Annotated in this window: 19 protein-coding genes and 3 tRNA genes; 11 read left to right on the forward strand and 11 right to left on the reverse strand. The window is 59.7% G+C overall.

The window, feature by feature from the left end; translation table 11 throughout:
- Positions 1-97: 97 nt before the first annotated feature.
- The gene (ydiK, locus tag ABTW55_RS22570) at positions 98-1198 is read right to left on the reverse strand and encodes an AI-2E family transporter YdiK (RefSeq protein WP_033646299.1); all 1101 of its coding nucleotides are present in this window, start codon (positions 1196-1198) and stop codon (positions 98-100) included.
- 244 nt (positions 1199-1442) lie between these two features.
- On the opposite strand from ydiK, the gene ABTW55_RS22575 reads away from it, so the two are divergent.
- Positions 1443-4499, forward strand: a complete 3057-nt coding sequence (locus ABTW55_RS22575) for an FAD-binding and (Fe-S)-binding domain-containing protein (RefSeq protein WP_060420824.1) — start codon at positions 1443-1445, stop codon at positions 4497-4499.
- The gene (gene menI, locus ABTW55_RS22580; RefSeq protein ID WP_016927938.1) at positions 4496-4912 is read left to right on the forward strand and encodes a 1,4-dihydroxy-2-naphthoyl-CoA hydrolase; all 417 of its coding nucleotides are present in this window, start codon (positions 4496-4498) and stop codon (positions 4910-4912) included. The genes ABTW55_RS22575 and menI overlap by 4 nt, the downstream gene beginning before the upstream one ends.
- A gap of 45 nt (positions 4913-4957) precedes the next feature.
- Here menI and ABTW55_RS22585 read toward each other — a convergent pair whose 3' ends face one another.
- Positions 4958-5362: a hypothetical protein gene (locus tag ABTW55_RS22585; RefSeq protein WP_004931369.1), complete on the reverse strand. Its 405-nt coding sequence runs from the start codon at positions 5360-5362 to the stop codon at positions 4958-4960.
- Positions 5363-5889: 527 nt separating this feature from the next.
- On the opposite strand from ABTW55_RS22585, the gene sufA reads away from it, so the two are divergent.
- The 7 genes from sufA (at position 5890) to ABTW55_RS22620 (ending at position 12810) form a co-directional block, all read left to right on the forward strand.
- Positions 5890-6261, forward strand: coding sequence for a Fe-S cluster assembly scaffold SufA (gene sufA, locus ABTW55_RS22590; protein ID WP_004931368.1), 372 nt, complete (start codon positions 5890-5892; stop codon positions 6259-6261).
- A 14-nt stretch (positions 6262-6275) separates the two neighbouring features.
- Positions 6276-7772, forward strand: a complete 1497-nt coding sequence (sufB, locus tag ABTW55_RS22595; RefSeq protein ID WP_033638360.1) for a Fe-S cluster assembly protein SufB — start codon at positions 6276-6278, stop codon at positions 7770-7772.
- 43 nt (positions 7773-7815) lie between these two features.
- Positions 7816-8562 (forward strand): Fe-S cluster assembly ATPase SufC, encoded by a 747-nt coding sequence (gene sufC, locus ABTW55_RS22600; RefSeq protein ID WP_016927936.1) that lies wholly within the window; start codon positions 7816-7818, stop codon positions 8560-8562.
- Positions 8537-9823: a Fe-S cluster assembly protein SufD gene (gene sufD / locus ABTW55_RS22605; RefSeq protein WP_060420828.1), complete on the forward strand. Its 1287-nt coding sequence runs from the start codon at positions 8537-8539 to the stop codon at positions 9821-9823. The genes sufC and sufD overlap by 26 nt, the downstream gene beginning before the upstream one ends.
- Complete coding sequence (sufS, locus tag ABTW55_RS22610) at positions 9820-11046, forward strand: cysteine desulfurase SufS (protein ID WP_060420831.1); 1227 nt, start codon at positions 9820-9822, stop codon at positions 11044-11046. The genes sufD and sufS overlap by 4 nt, the downstream gene beginning before the upstream one ends.
- 36 nt (positions 11047-11082) lie before the next feature.
- On the forward strand, positions 11083-11499 hold the full coding sequence (gene sufE / locus ABTW55_RS22615) for a cysteine desulfuration protein SufE (protein WP_033638363.1): 417 nt from the start codon (positions 11083-11085) through the stop codon (positions 11497-11499).
- A 297-nt stretch (positions 11500-11796) separates the two neighbouring features.
- Positions 11797-12810, forward strand: coding sequence for a L,D-transpeptidase family protein (locus ABTW55_RS22620; protein WP_033653930.1), 1014 nt, complete (start codon positions 11797-11799; stop codon positions 12808-12810).
- A 139-nt stretch (positions 12811-12949) separates the two neighbouring features.
- On the opposite strand, the gene ABTW55_RS22625 is transcribed toward ABTW55_RS22620, so the two are convergent.
- The 7 genes from ABTW55_RS22625 to ABTW55_RS22655 form a co-directional block, all read right to left on the reverse strand.
- A complete protein-coding gene (locus tag ABTW55_RS22625; RefSeq protein WP_004931354.1) occupies positions 12950-13186 on the reverse strand; it encodes a major outer membrane lipoprotein in 237 nt (78 codons plus the stop codon).
- A gap of 308 nt (positions 13187-13494) precedes the next feature.
- Positions 13495-14907: a pyruvate kinase PykF gene (gene pykF / locus ABTW55_RS22630; RefSeq protein ID WP_033638367.1), complete on the reverse strand. Its 1413-nt coding sequence runs from the start codon at positions 14905-14907 to the stop codon at positions 13495-13497.
- A gap of 393 nt (positions 14908-15300) precedes the next feature.
- Positions 15301-15606, reverse strand: coding sequence for a cupin (locus tag ABTW55_RS22635; RefSeq protein WP_033646294.1), 306 nt, complete (start codon positions 15604-15606; stop codon positions 15301-15303).
- 111 nt (positions 15607-15717) lie between these two features.
- Positions 15718-15794, reverse strand: a tRNA-Val gene (locus ABTW55_RS22640).
- A gap of 20 nt (positions 15795-15814) precedes the next feature.
- Positions 15815-15891, reverse strand: a tRNA-Val gene (locus ABTW55_RS22645).
- A 20-nt stretch (positions 15892-15911) separates the two neighbouring features.
- Positions 15912-15988: transfer RNA gene (locus tag ABTW55_RS22650), tRNA-Val, on the reverse strand.
- Between the two features lie 181 nt (positions 15989-16169).
- Complete coding sequence (locus ABTW55_RS22655) at positions 16170-17546, reverse strand: MATE family efflux transporter (protein ID WP_033638369.1); 1377 nt, start codon at positions 17544-17546, stop codon at positions 16170-16172.
- A gap of 238 nt (positions 17547-17784) precedes the next feature.
- On the opposite strand from ABTW55_RS22655, the gene ABTW55_RS22660 reads away from it, so the two are divergent.
- Both ABTW55_RS22660 and ABTW55_RS22665 read left to right on the forward strand, forming a co-directional pair.
- Positions 17785-18435: a riboflavin synthase gene (locus ABTW55_RS22660; RefSeq protein WP_033638371.1), complete on the forward strand. Its 651-nt coding sequence runs from the start codon at positions 17785-17787 to the stop codon at positions 18433-18435.
- A gap of 54 nt (positions 18436-18489) precedes the next feature.
- Entirely contained in the window at positions 18490-18783 is a 294-nt protein-coding gene (locus ABTW55_RS22665; protein WP_016927929.1) for an I78 family peptidase inhibitor, read from the forward strand.
- Between the two features lie 73 nt (positions 18784-18856).
- Here the strand turns inward: ABTW55_RS22665 and cfa are convergent, their stop codons facing one another.
- On the reverse strand, positions 18857-20008 hold the full coding sequence (gene cfa, locus ABTW55_RS22670; protein ID WP_033638372.1) for a cyclopropane fatty acyl phospholipid synthase: 1152 nt from the start codon (positions 20006-20008) through the stop codon (positions 18857-18859).
- 345 nt (positions 20009-20353) lie between these two features.
- Positions 20354-21565: a purine nucleoside transporter PunC gene (gene punC / locus ABTW55_RS22675; RefSeq protein ID WP_049213019.1), complete on the reverse strand. Its 1212-nt coding sequence runs from the start codon at positions 21563-21565 to the stop codon at positions 20354-20356.
- Positions 21566-21680 lie beyond the last annotated feature (115 nt).

The following is a 21680-nucleotide window of genomic DNA, read 5'->3' on the forward strand; positions in this document are numbered from 1 at the left end:
TGGCGGCATTATATTGGGCGGAGATATTACTCGAATGGGGTAGGAATAATGGCAGGAGTGAAAAGTTCCGCCCGACGATGCGGGCGGAAGAGGAGAATCAGCGTTTTTCCAAATCTTCGATGACTTGCTCCGGCGCGGTGGTCGGCTCCGGCGCTTCATCCATCCAGGCGGTCAGCAGGCGATAAGATACCGCCAACACCACCGGGCCGATGAACAGGCCAATCATGCCGAAGGCCAGCAAGCCGCCGATAACGCCGGACAGGATCAGCAGCAGCGGCAGATCGGCGCCCATGCGGATCAGCACCGGGCGCAGCACGTTATCCAGCGTAGCCACCACGCAGCTCCAGACCAGCAGCACGGTGCCCCAGGTGGTATCGCCGTGCCAGTACAGCCAGATGATGGCCGGCACCAGCACCAGCAGCGGCCCCAATTGCGCCACGCAGCAGATGAAGATCAGCATCGTCAGCAGAGTGGCGGCCGGAATGCCGCTCACCGCCAGACCGATGCCACCCAGCACCGACTGCACCAGCGCCGTCACCACCACACCCAGCGCGACGGCGCGGATCGCCTGGCCGCCCAGCAGCACCGCCGCATCGCCGCGCGCAGAGCCGAGGCGCACCGCAAAGTGGCGGATGCCCAACGCCACCTGCTCGCCGCGCGCATACAACAGGGCGCTGAACAGCAGCATCAGCGCGCAGTGCAGCAGCAGACGGCCGATATGCGCGGCCTGCGCCACGAACCAGGTGGCGGTTTGGCCGAAGTACGGCTGCACCTTCGCCAGCAGCGCGGCGCCGCCGGCGTTAACCAGCGTATGGTAGCTGGTATAGAGCCTGTCGCCGATCATCGGCACGGACTGCAGCCAGGCGAGATCGGGAATGTGCAGTTTGCCCGGCGAGCTGGCCCAGGCGATCAGCGGCGCACTGTTATCCACCACGCTGCTGATCAGCAGAGAGATAGGCAAAATGAACAGCAGGATCAGCAGCAGGGTCATCACCAGCACCGCCAGCGAGCGGCGGCCCCACAGCAGCTTTTGCAGTTTGAGCAGCAGCGGCCAGGTGGCGATCACCACCATTCCCGCCCAGGCGAAGCCGAGAATGAACGGTTGGATCACCCAAAAACAGGCGACGATCATGATGGCGATAAACAGCACGCCGAAAATAATTCGCGGTAAGTCGTAACGCGATTGCGGGAGTGGCATCAGTGGCTTCTCATCCTGGTCAATTAAATCCCTGGCACCGGCGAATCGGGTGCCTGTCGGTCGGTTTATTACCGCCGGGCGGCCGCCTGTGGCGGCGTTCGCAGGGCGGTAATAATGTGAATGCCTTCACTAAACGAGTATGTTAGTTTTTAGTGTCACTAAAAAATAGGGTGGGTCTGAATTAAAGGCCCGATTCAGCGTACATCAGCGCATAAAAAATAGACGGACAGGGTCAAAAAAGCGAATGATCCCACAGATTTCTCAGGCACCCGGCCTCGTTCAACGGGTGCTCGACTTTTTGGAAGCACTGAAGCAAAACGGATTCAACGGCGATACCGCCACCAGCTATGCCGACCGGCTGACGATGGCCACCGACAACAGCATCTATCAGCTGTTGCCCGATGCGGTGGTGTTCCCCCGTTCCACCGCCGACGTGGCGCTGATCGCCCGCCTGGCCGGGGAAGAGCGATTCAATGCGCTGACCTTCAGCCCGCGCGGCGGCGGCACCGGCACCAACGGTCAGTCGCTCAATACCGGCATCGTGGTCGATATGTCGCGCCATATGAACCGCATTCTGGAGATCAACGTCGAACAAGGCTGGGTAAAAGTCGAAGCCGGGGTGATCAAGGATCAGCTGAATCAATATCTGCGGCCGTTCGGCTACTTCTTCTCGCCGGAACTGTCCACAAGCAACCGCGCCACCCTGGGCGGCATGATCAATACCGACGCCTCCGGTCAGGGCTCGCTGGTGTACGGCAAAACCTCCGATCACGTGTTGGGCCTGCGGGCGGTGCTGCTGGGCGGCGAGATGATCGATACCCGCGCCATGCCGACGGCGCTGGCGGAAACGATTGCTCTGGACGAGACCGCCGAAGGGCGTATCTACCGCACGGTGCTGAACCGCTGCCGCGAGCAGCGCGCGCTGATCCTGGAGAAATTCCCCAAGCTCAACCGCTTCCTCACCGGTTACGATCTGCGCCACGTGCTGAGCGACGATCTGCAAACCTTCGATCTGACGCGCATCCTGACCGGCGCCGAAGGCACGCTGGCGTTTATCACCGAGGCGCGGCTGGACATCACGCCGCTGCCGAAAGTGCGCCGTTTGGTTAACGTAAAATACGATTCCTTCGATTCGGCGCTGCGCAATGCGCCCTTTATGGTCGAAGCCAAGGCGCTGTCGGTGGAAACCATTGATTCCAAGGTGCTGAACCTGGCGCGTGAAGACATCGTTTGGCACTCGGTGAACGAACTGATCGCCGATGTGCCGGATAAAGAGATGCTCGGGCTGAACATCGTCGAGTTCGCCGGCGACGATCGGGCGCTGATCGACGGCCAGATGGAAACCCTGTGTCAACGGCTGGACGAATTGATCGCGCAGCGGCAGGGCGGCGTGATCGGTTACCAGATCTGTGGCGATCTGGCGGGCATCGAGCGCATTTATAACATGCGCAAGAAGGCGGTCGGGCTGCTGGGCAACGCCAAAGGGCGCGCCAAGCCGATTCCATTCGCCGAGGACACCTGCGTGCCGCCGCAACACCTGGCGGACTATATTGTCGAATTTCGCCAACTGCTCGACGACCATAACCTGAGCTATGGCATGTTCGGCCACGTCGACGCCGGGGTGCTGCACGTGCGCCCGGCGCTTGATATGTGCGACCCGCAGCAGGAAGTGCTGATGAAGCATATCTCCGATCGGGTGGTGGCGCTGACCGCCAAATACGGCGGCCTGCTGTGGGGTGAGCACGGCAAGGGCTTCCGCGCGGAATACAGCCCTGAATTCTTCGGGGAAACGCTGTATGAGGAGCTGCGCCGCATCAAAGCGGCGTTCGATCCGGATAACCGTCTGAACCCGGGCAAGGTCTGTGCGCCGCTGGCGGTGGATGCACCAATGATGCAGGTGGACGCGGTCAAACGCGGCACCTTCGATCGCCAGATCCCGGTCGAGGTGCGCACCTCGTTCCGCGGCGCGCTGGAGTGTAACGGCAACGGCCTGTGCTTCAACTTCGACGTGCGCAGCCCGATGTGCCCGTCGATGAAGATCAGCGGCAACCGCATTCATTCACCGAAAGGGCGAGCGACGCTGGTGCGCGAGTGGCTGCGTCTGTTGGCCGAGCAGGGCGTCGATCCGTTGGCGCTGGAGAAACAGCTGCCGCAGCAGCGCCTCAGCCTGCGCGGCCTGATCGAGAAGACCCGCAACAGCTGGCACGCCGGCAAGGGCGAGTACGACTTTTCGCACGAAGTGAAAGAGGCGATGTCCGGTTGCCTGGCCTGCAAGGCCTGCTCCACCCAGTGCCCGATCAAGATTGACGTGCCAGGATTCCGTTCGCGCTTCCTGCAGCTCTACCACACCCGCTATCTGCGCCCGGTAAGCGACTACATGGTCGCCGGCGTGGAGAGCTATACCCCATTGATGGCCCGCGCGCCGAAGGTGTTCAACTTCTTCTTCAGGCAGCCGTGGCTGCGGGAGATGAGCCGCAACGCCATCGGCATGGTCGATCTGCCGCTGCTGTCCAGCCCGACGCTGCGTCAGCAGCTGTCCGGCCACCGCGCGACCACCCTGACGCTGGAGCAGCTGGAAGGGCTGAGCGCCGAGCAGCGCGCAGAACACGTGCTGATCGTCCAGGATCCGTTCACCAGCTATTACGACGCCAAAGTGGTGGCGGACTTTGTCCGGCTGGTGGAGAAGCTCGGCTATAAACCGGTGCTGCTGCCGTTCTCGCCGAACGGCAAGGCGCAGCATGTGAAGGGTTTCCTGACGCGCTTTGCCCGCACCGCGCGCAAAACCGCCGATTTCCTCAACCGCGTGGCGCAGCTCGGCATGCCGCTGGTGGGCGTCGATCCGGCGCTGGTGCTGTGCTACCGCGACGAATACCGCGAGATCCTCGGCGCCGAACGCGGCGATTTCCAGGTGCTGCTGGTGCACGAATGGCTGCAGCAGAGGATCGCGGATCGCGCCGAACAGCCGGCGACCGGCGAACCCTGGTATCTGTTCGGCCACTGTACCGAAACCACCGCGCTGCCGGCCAGCGGCCAACAGTGGGCGGCGATCTTCGCCCGCTTCGGCGCCAAACTGGAGAACGTCAGCGTCGGCTGTTGCGGCATGGCGGGCACTTACGGCCATGAAGCCAAGAACCTGCAAAACTCGCTCGGCATTTATGAGCTATCATGGCACCCGACGCTGCAGCGTTTGCCTCGGCAGCGCTGCCTGGCGACCGGCTATTCCTGCCGCAGCCAGGTGAAACGCATCGAGGGCAATGGCGTGCGCCACCCCTTACAGGCACTTCTGGAGATGATTGAGTGAAATTGTGGAAACGTGAAACATCGCTGGAGCAGCTGAACCGCGCCGGCGACGGCTGCATGGTCAGCCATGTGGGCATCGAGTTTACCCAGCTGGGCGAGGATTTCCTCGAGGCCACCATGCCGGTCGATGGCCGCACCCGGCAGCCGTTCGGGCTGTTGCACGGCGGGGCGTCGGTGGTGCTGGCGGAATCGATGGGATCGATGGCCGGTTACCTGTGCAGCGAGGGCGAGCAGAAAGTGGTGGGGCTGGAGATCAACGCCAACCACCTGCGCGCGGTGTTCGATGGCCAGGTGCGCGGGGTGTGCCGCGCACTGCACGTTGGCCGCCGTCATCAGGTGTGGCAAATCGAGATCTTCGACGCGCGCGATCGGCTGTGCTGCACCTCGCGTCTGACCACGGCGGTCATCGACTGATTCCCGCCGGTTTCCGCAGGCGATCGGCCTGCGGAGCCTTGCGCCTTACAGCTGAAACGGCACGCGTTTGACGAAGTCCTTCTGAAACGCGTTTGCCTTCTCCCAGGTGCCTTCCATTGCATATTTTTGGCAGATCAGCGTCAGCGTGTGGCGAGCGAAGTGGTAGCTTTGCACCCGAAAAAGCTGGCAGCGCTGTGGGTTGTTGATCTCGACGATCAGCCGGTTGTGCAGCTTGCTGAGCGCATGCAGGTAGCTGTCGTCGTCGCCGTTCTCCAGACACAGATTGGCCATGGTGAGACTGACGCTGTTGTACCGCTTCAGGTGGTCGATATTGCATTCCGGGCGCCGCAGCGCCGCTTCGGCCATGTAAAAGTCCACCGTGGCGTCGCGCACGCTGAATTTGTAGTCATCAATCTTGCCCAGCAACCATGCGTTGATCGAAAGAGTCATTGGCTTCGCGCTCAAATTACAATTGAATGATAATCATTATCATATAAACTGCCGCGTTGCCGATCAATCCCCGGCGCGGCGTTTTTTCATCGCGCGGGGGTGTAAAAGGCCGTCGACGACCCAATTTAATCCTGAGCGACTAAACTTTAACCTGAGGGCGCGCGCTTGCGCCGCGCCACGAAATGCCGATAAACGCACATTTACGACAGACAGAATGCAGAAATAGGTATTTTCTATGAATGTTTAGATCGTCAACGCCCCGCGGCGCTGTAACGCTGACGGGCCACCGGGGAGTGCGGTACGGTGATGCAGGATAGAGAACAAATTCATAGGGATAGCATGCACGCCTTGCCGCCAGACGCCGCAAGCCGCCACGGGTGTCCCGTTGGCTTGCCGCGCGCCGCAGCGAAAAACCGCGCTCGCGGCGGATACCCCCGCAAAACAAACGGTTGAAGTGATAATCGTTATCACTAACATATAAGCAACCCAGATTGGCTGTGGCCAAACACGAGTGTGAGGTAGACCCTATGCAAACGGAAAATGTCGGCACTTTTTCTCTGGATGAAAATGTCTGGCAAGGCATTTCGCTCAGCGACAGCGCCGTACGACAAATAACCAAACTGATGCAGCAGGATCCGCAGGTGAAAGGGCTGCAGCTAGGGGTGAAACAATCCGGCTGCGCCGGCTTTGCCTATGTGCTGGATCTGACCCGCGAACCCGCCGATGACGATCTGCTGTTTGAGCGCGACGGCGCCAAACTCTATGTGCCGCTGAAGGCCATGCCGTTCATCGATGGCACCACGGTAGATTACGTCCGCGAAGGGCTGAATCAGATATTCAAATTTAACAACCCTAAAGCTCAGCATGCCTGCGGGTGCGGCGAGAGCTTTGGCGTTTGAGCGATGCAATCAACATGACACGAAGCAATGTAGAAATGCCTAATGAAGTGCAGGCTTGGGTCAGCGAAGGTCGCTACAAAGAAGGTTTCTTCACCCAGCTGGCAACCGATGAGTTGGCCAAAGGCATCAACGAAGAGGTGGTGCGCGCCATCTCGGCCAAGCGTAACGAACCCGAGTGGATGCTGGAATTCCGCCTCGAGGCCTACCGCGCCTGGCTGCAGATGGAAGAGCCGCACTGGTTGAAGGCCAATTACGATCGCCTGAACTACCAGGACTACAGTTACTATTCGGCGCCGTCCTGCGGCAGCTGCGACGACGCCTGCGGTTCGCAACCCGGCGCCGAGCAGCAACCGGGCGCGGCGACGGAAAAAGATTACCTGACCAGCGAAGTGGAGCTGGCGTTCAACCAGCTCGGCGTGCCGGTGCGCGAGGGCAGCGAGGTGGCGGTGGACGCCATCTTCGACTCGGTCTCTGTCGCTACCACTTACCGTGAAAAACTGGCGGAGAGCGGAGTTATCTTCTGCTCGTTCGGCGAAGCGATCCAGGAATACCCGGATCTGGTGCGTCAGTACCTGGGGCGCGTGGTGCCGTCCAACGATAACTTCTTCGCCGCGCTGAACGCCGCGGTGGCTTCCGACGGCACCTTCGTTTATGTGCCGAAGGGCGTACGCTGCCCGATGGAACTGTCGACCTACTTCCGCATCAACGCCGCCAAAACCGGCCAGTTCGAGCGCACCATCCTGATCGCCGACGAAGGTAGCTACGTCAGCTATATCGAGGGCTGTTCCGCCCCGGTGCGCGACAGCTATCAGCTGCACGCGGCGGTGGTGGAAGTGATCCTGCATAAAGACGCCGAAGTGAAATACTCGACGGTGCAGAACTGGTTCTCCGGCGGCGAGAGCAAGGGCGGTATCCTCAACTTCGTCACCAAGCGCGCGCTGTGCGAAGGCGCCGGCTCGAAAATGTCCTGGACCCAGTCGGAAACCGGCTCGGCCATCACCTGGAAATACCCGAGCGTGATTTTGCAGGGCGACAATTCGATCGGCGAATTCTTCTCGGTGGCGCTGACCAGCGGCCATCAGCAGGCCGATACCGGCACCAAGATGATCCACATCGGCAAAAACACCAAGTCGACCATCATCGCCAAAGGCATCTCCGCTGGCCACAGCGAGAACACCTATCGCGGCCTGGTGAAAATCCTGCCGGGGGCGGAAAACGCCCGTAACTTTACCCAGTGCGACTCGATGCTGATCGGGCCGGACAGCGGCGCCCACACGTTCCCTTACGTTGAAGCGCGCAACAACAGCGCTCAGCTGGAGCACGAAGCCACCACCTCGAAGATCGGCGACGACCAGCTGTTCTACTGCCTGCAGCGCGGCATCAGCGAGGATGACGCCATTTCGATGATCGTCAACGGCTTCTGCAAGGACGTTTTCTCCGAGCTGCCGCTGGAGTTCGCCGTCGAGGCGCAGAAACTTCTGGCCATCAGCCTGGAACACAGCGTGGGTTAATCGCCGCATTTTTAGCGCCGCCGGCGCTATCTGAGGACACAGCATGTTAAGCATCAAGAATTTGAAAGTCAGCGTGGAAGGCAACGAGATCCTCAAGGGATTGGATCTGGAGATCAAACCGGGCGAAGTGCACGCCATCATGGGGCCGAACGGCTCGGGCAAGAGCACGCTGTCCGCCACGCTGGCCGGGCGTGAAGAGTATGAAGTGACCGAAGGGGAAGTCACTTTCAAAGGCAAGGATTTGCTGGAGCTGGATCCGGAAGATCGCGCCGGCGAGGGCGTGTTCCTGGCCTTCCAGTACCCGGTGGAGATCCCCGGTGTCAGCAACCACTTCTTCCTGCAGACGTCGGTCAACGCGGTGCGCAAATACCGCGAGCAGGAGCCGCTGGACCGTTTTGACTTCGCCGATTTCATCGAAGAGAAAATCGCGCTGCTGGATATGCCGGCCGATCTGCTGACCCGTTCGGTCAACGTCGGCTTCTCCGGCGGCGAGAAAAAGCGCAACGACATTCTGCAGATGGCGGCGCTGGAGCCGGATCTGTGCATTCTCGATGAAACCGACTCGGGCCTGGACATCGACGCGCTGAAGATCGTCGCCAACGGCGTCAACTCGCTGCGGGACGGCAAGCGCGCGTTTATCATCGTCACCCACTATCAGCGCATTCTGGACTACATCCAGCCGGATTACGTACACGTGCTGTCCCAGGGGCGCATCGTCAAATCCGGCGATTTCTCGCTGGTGAAACAGTTGGAGGAGCAGGGCTATGGCTGGCTTACCGACCAACAGTAATTCAAACGCGCTGCAGCAGCTGTATCGCCTGTTCGAAGGCCGCGGCGGCGAGCGTTCGCCGCATGCGCTGGCGCACTGGCAGCAGGCGCTGCGCCTCGGCTGGCCGACGCGCAAGCATGAAAACTGGAAATACACGCCGCTGGAGAGCCTGCTGGAGCAGCAGTTCCTCGAACCGCAGCCCGCGCCGGTGAGCGTTGAGCAGCTTGAGGCGCTGGCGCTCGGCATCGATGCCTGTCGGCTGGTGTTTATCGACGGCCGCTACAGCGCCGCGCTGAGCGATGGCGATTTGGGCGACTACCAGTTCGAATTGACCGCCTACGGCACGCCGCAGGCGCTGCCGGAGCCGATCCAGCCGGAAATTTTCCTGCACCTGACCGAAAGCCTGGCGCAGGAAACCAGCCTGATTCGCTTGCCGGCCGGCAAGGTCCCGGCCCGCCCGCTGTACCTGATGCATATCAGCAGCGGACGCGGCGCCACCGGGGAAGTGAACACCGTGCATCATCGTCACCATCTGGAGATCGGGCGCGGGGCCGAGGCGGAAGTGATTGAACACTACGTCAGCCTGGGCGAGGCCGCGCACTTCACCGGCGCGCGCCTGACCGCCAACGTGGCGGACAACGCCGGGCTGTTGCACTGCAAGCTGGCGTTTGAAAGCCAGCCGAGCTACCACTTTGCCCACAACGATCTGGTTATCGGCCGCGACGCGCGGGTGAAAAGCGACAGTTTCCTGCTGGGCGCCGGCCTGACGCGCCACAACACCAGCGCGCAGCTGAACGGCGAAGGCGCAAATCTGGTGATCAACAGCCTGGTGCTGCCGGTGGGCAAAGAGATCTGCGATACCCGCACCTATCTGGAGCACAACAAGGGCTATTGCGAAAGCCGCCAGCTGCATAAAACCGTGGTCAGCGATCGCGGCAAGGCGGTGTTCAACGGCATGATCAAAGTGGCCAAGCACGCGATTAAAACCGACGGCCAGATGACCAACCATAACCTGCTGTTGGGCAAGGTGGCGGAGGTGGATACCAAGCCGCAGCTGGAGATCTACGCCGACGACGTCAAATGCAGCCACGGCGCCACCGTGGGGCGCATCGATGAAGAGCAGCTGTTCTATCTGCAGTCGCGCGGCATCGACAAACACGCGGCGCAGCAGATGATCATTTTCGCCTTCGCCGCCGAGCTCACCGAAGGCATCGCCAATGACACCATCCGGGAACGGGTGCTGGCGCGTATCGCCCAGCGCCTGCCGGGGGAGGCTGAATGAGTTATCCGATTGAACGCGTGCGCGGCGATTTCCCGCTGCTGGCGCGTGAGGTGAACGGCCAACCGTTGGCCTATCTCGACAGCGCCGCCAGCGCGCAGAAACCGCAGGCGGTGATCGACCGCGAGCTGGAGTTCTACTGCCACGGTTATGCGGCGGTGCATCGCGGCATCCACACCCTGAGCGCCGAGGCGACCCAGCAGATGGAAGCGGTGCGGGAACAGGCGGCACGCTTTATCAACGCCGCTTCAGCGGAAGAGATGGTGTTCGTCAAGGGCACCACCGAAGGCATCAATTTGGTGGCCAACAGCTTTGGCCGCCACCTGCTGCAGCCGGGCGATGCGATTCTCATCACCGAGATGGAGCACCACGCCAATATCGTGCCGTGGCAGATGCTGGCGCAGGAGCGCGGGCTGCAGCTGCGGGTGTGGCCGCTGCAGCCGGACGGTACGCTGGATCTGGCTTTGCTGCCGGAGCTGGTCGACTCGTCCTGCAAACTGCTGGCGCTGACCGAGGTCTCCAACGTGCTGGGCACCGTCAACCCGGTACGCGACATCATCGCCCGCGCCAGAGCCCTGGCGCCGGAGCTGACGGTGCTGGTGGACGGCGCGCAGGCGGTAATGCACCAGCGCGTCGATGTTCAGGCGCTGGACTGCGATTTTTACGTATTTTCCGGCCATAAGCTGTACGGCCCTTCCGGCATCGGCATGCTGTACGGCCGCCAGGCGTTGTTACAGAAGATGCCGCCGTGGGAAGGGGGCGGCTCGATGATCCGCCAGGTCAGCCTGACGGCGGGCACCACCTTCGCCGATCCGCCGTGGCGCTTCGAGGCCGGTTCGCCGAACACCGCCGGCATCATGGGGCTGGGGGCGGCGTTCGATTACGTTGAAGCCCTGGGCCTGAATGCGATCCACGATTATGAACAGTCGCTGATGCACTACGCGCTGGAGGCGCTCAGGCAGGTGCCGACGCTGAAAGTTTATGGTCCGGCCCATCGCGCCGGGGTGATCGCCTTCAACCTGGGGGAGCACCATGCCTATGATGTCGGCAGCTTCCTCGACCAGTACGGCATCGCCATTCGCACCGGCCATCACTGCGCAATGCCGCTGATGGCGTTTTATCAGGTGCCGAGCATGTGCCGCGCTTCGCTGGCGTTATATAATACCCGCGAAGAGGTGGACCGGCTGGTGGCCGGGCTGCAACGCATTCATCAGCTATTAGGCTAGGCCGGGGCGCGTCCCCGGCGGTACAAAAGGATCCCCATGGCGAATTTGCCGGACAAAGATAAATTGGTGCGTAATTTCTCCCGCTGTTTGAACTGGGAGGAGAAATACCTGTACGTGATTGAACTCGGCGCCAAATTGCCGCCGCTGGACGAGGCCGAGCGGCAGGCCGGCAACCTGATCTCCGGCTGTCAGAGCCAGGTATGGATCGTGATGCGCCGTGATGAGCAGGGGCAGGTCGAGTTTCACGGCGACAGCGACGCGGCGATCGTCAAAGGGCTGCTGGCGGTGGTGTTTATTCTTTATCGTCAATTGACGCCACAGCAGATCGTCGATCTCGATGTGCGGCCGTTTTTCGGCGAGCTGGCGCTCAGCCAACATCTGACGCCTTCGCGTTCACAGGGGTTGGAAGCGATGATCCGCGCCATTCGCAGCAAAGCGGCGCAGCTGGCCTGACCCATAACGCCCGCATCCTCAAGGCTCATTGATACCTTCGCTTTGTCAATGAGTCTTTACAATCCGCAGTTTTCCTCCCGGCAATGCTCCCAATTCAGTGATATTTCAGCAGCTTACCTATTGACGTTTCGTTGACAATCAGCGGCGGCGATTACGTTATAACGTGTTGATTTTTAGAGGACTTATTGCCTTTGATACCAGCGTTGCTAGTATTAATCAGGTATTGTCTGATTTACCCACCGCCAGGCGCTCGTTAGCCTTGGGGGCGAACCGTCATAAAAAAATATAGGGATGATAATGAAACGTGCGTTGAGTTTAATGGGCATGGTCTTCGCCACCGTATTGGCCGGCACTCAGGCCGCCAGTGCGACCGAGTACCCGCTGCCGCCGCCGGACAGCCGTCTGATCGGTGAAAACACCACTTATACCGTGCCAAACGACGGCCGTCCGCTGGAGGCGATCGCCGCCGACTACAAGATCGGCCTGCTGGGCATGCTGGAAGCCAACCCCGGCACTGACCCGTTCCTGCCCAAGCCGGGTACGGTGCTGACCATTCCGACCCAAATGCTGCTGCCTGACACCAAGCGTGAAGGGATCATCGTCAACCTGGCCGAGCTGCGTCTTTACTACTACCCGAAAGGCGAGAACAAAGTGATCGTCTATCCGATCGGTATCGGCCAGACCGGGATGCACACGCCGCTGGAGGTGACCTCCGTCAGCCAGAAGATCCCTAACCCGACCTGGACGCCAACCGCCAATATCCGTAAACGCTATCAGTCCCAGGGCGTGACGCTGCCAGCGGTGGTGCCGGCCGGCCCTGAGAACCCGATGGGGTTGTTCGCCCTGCGTCTGGCGATGGGGCGCGGTGAATACCTGATCCACGGCACCAACGCCAACTTCGGTATCGGCATGCGCGTCAGCTCCGGCTGCATTCGTCTGCGTCCGACGGATATCGAAGCGCTGTTCAATCAGGTGCCGCGCGGTACGCGGGTGCAGGTGATCAACGATCCGGTGAAGATTTCGGTTGAGCCGGACGGCAAACGCTATGTGGAAGTGCATCAGCCGCTGTCGCGGGTAGAAAGCGACGATCCGCAGACCATGCCGATTGCGTTGTCTAAAGCGGAGAAAGCCTTCGCTGCGGATGCTCAGACCGATCGCGCCGTGTTCGATAGCGCGGTTGTACGCCGTTCTGGCATGCCGGTGCTGGTCAACGTAGGGGAGAGCCCGTCGGCGGTGAGTTTGACGCCTGCAGCGACGCCTGAGGCGAATAAGAGCCCATTCAAGGCAGCGCCAATCAGTTCCGTGAACTAAGTTTGCAGGATTGTGTGGTCGAAGAGGGGTTCAGCGTGCTGAGCCTCTTTTTTTGCCTGCGGTGCAGGAAAAACCAGTCCAAGGGACAGGCAAAAAAAACGGCGCACAATGTGCGCCGTTTTCAATAACCAAAGCTATCTTACTTTTTGTAAGCGTGAGCTTGGTTGTCCAGACGCTGGTTAGCGCGTGCTGCGTCGTCTTTAGCAGCTTGAACGTCAGAACGCATTGCGTTCACGTCGTTGCTCAGCTGATCAACTTTAGCGTTCAGAGTCTGAACGTCAGAAGACAGTTGATCGATTTTAGCGTTGCTAGAGCAGCCAGCCAGCAGAGTGGAACCCAGGATTACCGCGCCCAGTACCAGTTTAGTACGATTCATTATAACACCCTCTAGATTGAGTTAATCTCCATGTAGCGTTACAAGTATTACACAAACTTTTTTCGAAAGAGAATAATTTTTTAGTGTTGAGGTGCTTTATTTTGATCGTTCGCTCAAACTTGCATCTGGTTTTACAAATTAGTTAAAAAAACGAGGGAAAACAGCCGGCTTCCATGGGACTACTCCGATTCTTTATTAGCTAAATAATGAGCGGATCGCGGTTGCGTTTTGAGAAAAATAGTTTACTGCCGATAAAAAAAACGCCGCAAAGCGGCGTTTTGATCAAGGCAATTATGTCACGTTTTATATTACAGCACGTGTACCGAGGCAGTGTTGGTGGTGCCGCTCGGCACCAGCGCGCCGGAAACCATCACCACGACGTCGCCTTTCTGTGCCAGGCCGCTGGCCAGGGCGGCTTCTTTACCGATGCGGTAGAAGTCGTCGGTAGAGGCGATTTCCTTGACCATCTGCGGGATGACGCCCTTGCTCAGTACCAGCTGGTGCGCGGTGGTTTCATTGGTGGTCAGCGCCAGGATCACCGCGTTCGGGAAGTATTTACGCACGGATTTCGCCGACTTGCCGCCGCTGGTGGCGACCACGATCAGCGGCGCGTCCAGTTTCTCGGCGGTTTCAACCGCACCGCGGCACACCGCTTCGGTGATGCGCAGCTTGCGGCGATCGTTCAGGGCGTCGATGCGGCTTGGCATCACGCGATCGGTACGCTCGCAGATGGTCGCCATGATGTTGACCGCTTCCAGCGGGTATTTGCCCTTGGCGCTCTCGCCGGACAGCATGACGGCATCGGTGCCGTCCAGGATGGCGTTGGCAACGTCGCCGGCTTCCGCGCGGGTAGGGCGCGGGTTCTTGATCATGGAATCGAGCATCTGGGTGGCGGTGATCACCACTTTACGCGCGCGGTTGCATTTCTCGATCATCATCTTCTGGGCGAAGATCACTTCTTCGACCGGGATCTCCACGCCCAAGTCGCCACGGGCAACCATGATGCCGTCGGACGCTTCGAGGATTTCGTCGAAGTTGTTCAGGCCTTCCTGGTTTTCGATCTTGGAGATGATCTGGATTTGCTCGCCGCCGTGGGCTTTCAGGTGTTCGCGGATCTCCAGCACGTCTGAGCGTTTGCGGATGAAGGACGCCGCCACGAAGTCGACGCCTTGCTCGCAGCCGAAGATCAGGTCGCGTTTGTCTTTTTCGGCCAGCGCAGGCAGCTGGATGGATACGCCCGGCAGGTTGACGCCCTTGTTCTCGCCCAGGTCGCCGTTGTTCAGCACTTTACAAACGACTTCGTTCTCGGTCACGTTGGTGACTTCCATGCCGATCAGGCCGTCGTCAACCAGCACGGTATTGCCGATCTTCAGGTCGGCAGCGAAGCCGGCGTAGGTGACCGCCACGCGTTCGCTGTTGCCGATCACGCTCTGGTCGGTGGTGAAAGTGAAGGTTTGGCCGGCGACCAGCGAGGCGTCTTTGCCGCCTTCCAGTTTCATGGTGCGAATTTCCGGGCCTTTGGTATCCAGCAGGATGCCGGCGTTGATGCCGGTTTTCGCCATCACGGCGCGCATGTTCTTGATGCGGTTGCCGTGCTCTTCATAGTCGCCGTGAGAGAAGTTGAGACGCATCACGTTCATGCCCGCATTGAGCAGGTTGGTCAGCATTTCTTCCGATTCGGTTTTTGGACCGATGGTACAAACAATTTTGGTCTTTTTCATGGCGGAGTTTTCTACAAGTTGTGATGGATAAAAAAACGAATTTGACCGGCGCGGTTTACGCCGGTAGGGAATTTGGGCCGTGCCTGGTGGTGAAAAACATAGTTAAGGATAGGTGACGACAGTTGAAGTGGGGCGGAAAAATTCAGCCCGCGCGGGGGCGCGGGGATGCTGCGCAACGGGGTAAGATCACATCGTGTTGTTATTGCGTTTTCGCAGATCAAGGGCTGAAACCATTCAACTGATAGACGTTGCGCATTATAAAGGCTAAGCGGCGGGAAACAAAATAAAAAACCGCGGCGGTGCGGCGGATATAGCAAAACGGGGCCAAATGTGGCGCAAATGCAACGCGTTGTGGGCCGCTTGTTGCGCAAATAACCTTTCTGTAAATATGGCTTACCGCGGTAGGGGGATTTCCAGCAGCACGCCGGCGCTCAGGCAGAAGCAGCCGCTGGCGACGTTGGCCGGCAATATCAGGCTCTCGCCGGCCCGCACCACTCGCGTATCGCCGCCGAGAGTGAACTCGAATTCACCGGATATCACTCGGGTTTGCAGCGCGTGCGGGGGCTTTTGCAACTGGCCGAAGGCGCCGGCTTCGAAACGCACTTCCGCCGCCGGCGAACCATCGCTCATCACGCCTTCACGGCGTGCAAGGCCATTGTCGAGCGGTAAAAAGGCGGTTTTGGCGGTAAAAGTGGTCATGTGGCGTTCCTGATGACGGTAGCACGGCGCGATCGACATAACGAGCAGGCGGTCGGGCAGAGACGAAATAACGGGAAGTATAACGCGACAGGGGGAGGTGAATCAGCAATATGGTGCGTCCGAGTGGACTCGAACCACCGACCCCCACCATGTCAAGGTGGTGCTCTAACCAACTGAGCTACGGACGCACTGCGCTGCTTCTGAAATTTGGTGCGTCCGAGTGGACTCGAACCACCGACCCCCACCATGTCAAGGTGGTGCTCTAACCAACTGAGCTACGGACGCACTGTACTGCTTCAGGAATTTGGTGCGTCCGAGTGGACTCGAACCACCGACCCCCACCATGTCAAGGTGGTGCTCTAACCAACTGAGCTACGGACGCATCTTTTCCTGTCTGTCATGGCTGACAGCGGGGACGAATATTAACGAGCTACCCGCGTGCTGGCAAGGGGAAAAGCGCAATTTTATTTGGTATTTCACGCGATTGCTGAGGTTGTGCGCAGTCCGGCGTTTTTTTCCGCAAACCGCAGCCCGGCCGGGGATGAAACCGGCCGGGAGCGGATTCAGCGCGTGGATCGCTGCAGGATGACGGTGGTCGGCTGTTTCTGCAGCCAGCGCATGCGCAGCGCCATCATGATGGCGGCGAAGGTCAGGCCGATGATAAAGCCAATCCAGAAACCGCTCGGCCCCATCGCCGGCACCACCGCGTCGGTTAACGCCAGCAGATAGCCGCTCGGCAGGCCCAACACCCAATAAGCAATGAAGGTGATGAAGAAGATCGCGCGGGTATCTTTATAACCACGCAGCACGCCGCTGCCGATCACCTGGACAGAATCCGAGATCTGGTACAGCGCCGCCAGCAGCATCAGCTGCGAGGCCATCGCCACCACCGCCGGGCTGTCGTTGTACAGTAGGGCGATCGGTTCGCGGAAGGCGGCGGTAAACAGCGCGGTGCAGACGGCCATGGTGATGCCGACGCCGATGGCGGAGTAAGCGGCGACGCGCGCACCTTCGACCGAGCCTTCCCCCAGACGATAACCGACGCGGATGGTGGCGCCGACGCCCAGCGACAGCGGCAGTACGAACATCAGCGCGCTGAAGTTAAGCGCGATCTGGTGGCCGGCGACCGCGACGATCCCCAGTGGCGACACCAGCAGCGCCACCACGGCGAACAGCGTGACTTCGAAGAACAGCGCCAGCGCCACCGGCATGCCGATGCCGATCAGGCGTTTCAGCGCCGCCCAGTCCGGGCCGCCGAGATCGCCGGTTTGGCGTTTGATGTCGCGCTGCGACGGCGCGCGCTTCACGTAGCCGCGCATCATCAGGAACATGATCCAGTAGACGCTGCCGGTGGCGACGCCGCAGCCGACGCCGCCCAGCTCCGGCATGCCGAATTTGCCGTAGATGAAGATGTAGTTGATCGGGATATTCACCAGCAGGCCGAGGAAGCCGATCACCATGCCGGGCTTGGTTTTGGACAGCCCCTCGCACTGGTTGCGCATCACCTGGAAGAACAGGTAACCCGGCGCCCCCCACATGATGGCGTGCAGATAACCGACGGCTTTATCCGCCAGTTGCGGATCGATGTTGTGCATCATGTCGATGACGAACTTGCAGTTATACAGCACGACGATCAGCAGCACGGACACGCCGGAAGCCAGCCAAAAACCCTGGCGCACCTGGTGAGCGATGCGATCGCGACGCCCGGCGCCGTTGAGCTGGGCGATAACCGGGGTCAGTGCCAGCAGCAGGCCGTGGCCGAACAGGATGGCCGGCAGCCAGATTGAAGTGCCGACCGCAACCGCCGCCATGTCGGTGGCGCTGTAAGCGCCGGCCATGATGGTATCCACCACGCCCATGGCGGTTTGCGATATTTGCGCGATGATGACCGGGATAGCGAGAGCCAATAAACTACGCGCTTCAATTAAGTACTTCTGCACGCATACACCTTTTCTATTTATATATGTGGGAGGGAGGGCTGCCGCGAGAGGACAACTATTAAAATAGCGGAATTTTGTCAAAAAGATTGTACCTGCTCGGCGTCGTTAAGCAAACGCCGCAGATAAATAGTTATTAAATGCGCAGCCATTCGTTTTTTGCCGTCGCGGATTTGGTTTTCAGCGCCAACTGGGGCAAACTGCCGATAGCGTTTTAACCTATTTAGTAAAAGAGGCACATATGTTCACCGGTATCGTACAAGGCACCGCGCCGCTGGTCGCCATTGATGAGAAACCCAATTTCCGCACCCACGTGATCGAAATGCCTGCCGAGCTGCTGCCGGGGCTGGAGCTGGGCGCGTCGGTGGCCCATAACGGCTGCTGCCTGACCGTCACCGCGGTGGAAGGCAACCGCGTCAGCTTCGATTTGATTAAGGAAACGCTGCGCCTGACCAACCTCGGCGATCTGGCGCTGGGCGACATCGTCAATATCGAGCGCGCGGCGAAGTTCAATGACGAAATTGGCGGCCATTTGATGTCCGGCCATATTATCTGCACGGCGGAAGTGGCCAAGATTTATACCTCGGAAAATAACCGGCAGGTATGGCTGCGCATGCCGAATGCCGAATTGATGAAATATGTGCTGCACAAAGGCTTCATCGGCATCGACGGCATTAGCCTGACCATCGGCGAAGTGGTGAATAACCGTTTCTGCGTGCACCTGATCCCGGAAACGCTGGATCGCACCACGCTGGGTAAGAAACGCCTGGGTGACAAGGTGAACATCGAGATCGATCCGCAAACGCAGGCGGTGGTGGACACCGTCGAGCGCGTGCTGGCCAATCGGGAAGCGGCGCTGGCGGCGGCGATGGCGCCGGCGCACAAAGACTGACAGCGATTCGGGCGTTGCCGCCGGAATCGAATCATAAGCAGAGAGGAGAAACGCGTGAAGTTTTATGGGAAAACGTTGTTGTTAACCGCGTTGCTGGCGCTGAGCGCCTGCAGCAGTTCGCCTGAGCAGGGCGCGGGCGCGCAAATGGCCGATGCGGATGATACCTGCGGCGCTTCGCAGTATCAAAACTTCGTCGGCAAACCGATGACCTCGCTGGAAGGCGTGCGGATCGACGCCAAGGTGCGCGCCATTCCGTACAACTCTGCCGTCACCATGGATTTCAACCTGCGCCGCCTGAACTTCCTTGGCGACAGCGACGATAAAATCATCCGCGTCTACTGCGGCTAAGCCGTACGCGTCGAACGAGCAAAAAAAGGCCCCGGCGATATTGCTGCCGGGGCCTTTTTTGTCGGGCAAGCGCTTAGCGGGCGACGCGGATGCCGCCTTCAACGCCTTTCGGGCTGAACACCACCTGCCACAGCTGCAGATCGCGCGCCCGGAACGCGCCGGCGCAGGCGTTCAGGTAATAGCTGAACATCCGCTCGAAGCGTTCGGAATAGCGCGGTGCAAGCTGCGGCCACGCCTGTTTGAAGCGCTCGAACCAGGCCATCAGCGTGCGATCGTAGTCGGCGCCGATGTTGTGCCAGTCTTCCATCACGAAATGGCCTTCGCTGGCTTCGGCGATATGGCTCACTGAAGGCAGGCAGCCGTTCGGGAAAATGTACTTGTTGATCCACGGATCGACGTTCATGTCGGTTTTGTTGGAGCCGATGGTGTGCAGCAGGAACAGACCGTGCGGCGCCAGATTGCGTTCTACCACATTGAAATAGGTGCGGTAGTTTTTCGGCCCGACGTGCTCGAACATGCCGACCGAGACGATGCGATCGAACTGCTGATGCAGATCGCGGTAATCCTGCAGCAGGATCTGCACATCCAACCCGGCGCAGCGCGCCTGAGCCAGCTTCTGCTGTTCTGCGGAGATGGTCACGCCGACCACCGATACGCCGTAATTTTTTGCCGCATAGGCGGAGAGGCCGCCCCAGCCGCAGCCGATGTCCAGCAAGCGCATGCCCGGTTGCAGCTGCAGTTTCTCGCAGATCATCCGCAGCTTGGCTTCCTGTGCCTCCTCCAGCGTGGTGGCGTCTTTCCAGTAGCCGCAGGAATATTGCATGTAAGGATCGAGCATCAGGGTAAACAGATCGTTGCCGAGATCGTAATGTTCTTTGCCGACGATCCAGGCGCGCTTTTTCGATTGCAGATTGGTCAGGCGCGCGGCGGCGATACGCAGGGTATCTTTCAGGTGGTGGGGGAGTTTCTTCTCCAGCCCGGCGCTGACCACGCGCTGGAAGAACATATCCAGCCGCTCGCATTCCCACCAGCCGTCCATATAGCTTTCGCCCAGGCCCAGCGAACCTTGCTGCAAGACGCGTTTAAAGAAATCGGGGTTTTTAACCTGAATATCGAAGGGGCGCGAACCGTTGATTTCAATGCCGGCCAGGCCGAGCATTTCGTGCGCGATACGGTACCACTGATTGTCCTGGATGCTCAGATCTTCTATACACGATGAACTCATAGCTTCTCCATCACCTTCTTCTGACTGATGACCCGTTAGGAAACAGCTTAGACAATTTCTGCGGGTGCATACGTTTACCGGCGGAAAATAGGCCCGCGGCGTCTGATATCCGACTATGAACAGAGGAAATTTAAAGAAGCGACCCGGCGCGAACGGCGCGGGATAAACGCATCCTTAAAAAAAAGAGTGTGACGCAAAGCGCGTACACAAGCGCTAATTGAGATATAGAGATTATAAGGTGTTACTTTACAAGGTTGTTTTTGAGTATAGGCGTGCCGAGGCGTTGACTCAACTGTAAATCGCACTCGGCACGCATATTCTTTAAGTGATTATTAAACTTGGCAATTATGACGCTGAGTTAGCATGTTCCCGCTGCGGCTTTTGCTGCGCATCGGCCGCTTTTCCCCGCTGCAGGAAATACCCCAGCGCGGCCAGGATTACCGTAGACACCATCACCGTCACCGTCGCCAACAGCGGCTGGGCAATAAATGCCGACACCAGCATGCTCGCCACAAAGCACAGCCCCAACTGCAGCGTATTTTGCAGCGCGGCGGCCTTGCCGCTGCTTTCCGGGAACGGCATCAGCGCATTCGCCACCATGATCGGGTAGCCGGCGCCGTTGACCAGCGCCATCACGCAGAATGGGATCAGCAGCGTGGTGAGCGTCGGATCGGTCAGGGTGGCCACCAGATACAGCGCCACCATGCTGACACCATAAGCTACCAGCAGCCACGGCAGCAGGGTTTTGCCATTGATGCGCTTGAGCGCGGCGCGGCAGCCGTAGCCACCCAGCAGGAAGGCCAGCGTTTGCGGCACATAGCTCAGGCCGATATCGTTCGGGCTGTAGCCCATATCACCGAGGATGAACGGCGAGCCGGTCAGCCAGGCGAAGAAGCCGGCCGAGCAGGCGGCGTACATGGCGACGTTGCCGCTGAACACCGGGGATCTCAACAGTTGCCAGAAGCTGACGCCGTTTTTTGGCGCATCGGCGCTGGGTTGCGTTTTGGCGCGCTCTTTGAGCAGCAGCGTCGGCAGCAGCAGCAGCGCGGTGATGGCCAACAGCGCGGCGAAGATCGCGCGCCAGCTGGCGTGGTTCAGCAACCAGGCGCCGAGCAGCGGTGCCAGCGCCGGCGACAGCGCTACCAGCGGCATAATGGTGGCGAACACGCGGTTGGCCTGGCCTTCGCGGTAACGGTCAACCACCAGCGCTTGCCAGATGGCGGCGGCGGCGCAGACGCCGACGGCCTGAATAAAGCGCAGGATCCAGAGCTGCACGGCGTTTTCCACCCACAGCATGCCCAGGCAACCGAGGGCGAACAGCGTCAGCCCGATCAATAATACCGGTTTGCGGCCCAGACGGTCGGAGAGCGGCCCCCACAGCAGCTGCGCGAAGGCGAAGCCGGCCAGGAAGATGCTCAGGCTGGCGCTCACCGCGCCGGCGGAAATTTGCAGTTCCTCCCGCATGGCGCCGAAGGCGGGCAGGTACATATCGGTCGCCAGATAACCCAGCATGCTCAGGCCGGCGAGGTAGAACATAAAGCCAAAGGAATTTCGCATGGTATTTCTCGTTAATATTTTAATGTCGCAGGTTTTTAGCGCCGGCCAGTGTATCCGGCTGGATCTCTGCTTGTGAAACGGTAATATTTGCAAAGTGCTGTTAAAAAAATTGAAG

Source organism: Serratia sp. SM04 (assembly GCF_040280225.1).
Lineage (GTDB): Bacteria > Pseudomonadota > Gammaproteobacteria > Enterobacterales > Enterobacteriaceae > Serratia > Serratia sarumanii.